Below are 835 nucleotides of genomic sequence, written 5' to 3'. Positions count from 1 at the left end.
ACTGGCCGCCCGCGCCCGCCGCGACGGCCTCGTCTTCACCGCTCAGGACGTCTTCGAGCTGGAGTCGCCCGCGGGCCTGGCCGGCGTCGTCGGCGGGCCGCAGGAGGAGGACAGCGGCACGCGGACCGCCGAGGGCGACGTGCCGTTCACTCCCATGATGCACGAGCTGGGGGAGGCGGCCCTGCGGGAGTTCGGGCAGTGGATCGTCCTCGGGGCGCCGCCCGGTCTGGGGCTCGAGGCGGTGACACGCGGCTGGGCCGCCGTAGTCGCCGCGCACGGGATGCTGCGGGCGCGTGCCGTGCCCGGGAAGGGACTGGTCGTCGGCGGCCCGGACACCGCGGACGTGCCCGCGGCCGTCGCGCGGGTGGACGCCGCCGGAATCCCGGACGGGGAGCTGGACGCGGCCGTCCGCGAGGCGGCGCGTGAGGCGGCCGGGGCGCTGGACGCGACGGCGGGAGCCGTGGCACGCGTGGTGTGGGTGGACACCGGGCCCGACCGGACCGGGCGGCTCATCGTGGCCGCGCACCACGTCATCGCCGACGGCGTCTCCTGGCGCGTCCTGGCCGGCGATGTCGCGGAAGCCGTGCGGGCCGCGGCCGCCGGCGACGAGCCCACCGTGGCGCCCGAGGCCGTCCCGTTCCGCGGCTGGGCACAGGCGCTCACCGCGCAGGCCGCCACGGCCAGCCGGACCGCCGAACTCACCTACTGGACCAAGCTGTGCAGGGACGGCCACGGCTGGCCCGCCAGCCCGGCGACCGGGCCGGGCCGGGGACGTATGGGCGACCGAAAGCACCTGACGTGGCGGCTCCCCGTGGCCCGCACGGCCGAGCTGATC

1 protein-coding gene is annotated in these 835 nt (G+C 78.1%); it reads left to right on the top strand.

Annotation, left to right across the window (positions count from 1 at the left end; genetic code table 11):
• Positions 1–835: condensation domain-containing protein (locus tag JK356_RS21465; protein WP_236671724.1), on the top strand; the 835-nt coding region annotated here is incomplete at both ends.

It is taken from the genome of Streptomyces sp. 7-21 (assembly GCF_016741785.1).
GTDB lineage: Bacteria > Actinomycetota > Actinomycetes > Streptomycetales > Streptomycetaceae > Streptomyces.
This window is presented reverse-complemented; position numbering and strand designations above follow the sequence as displayed.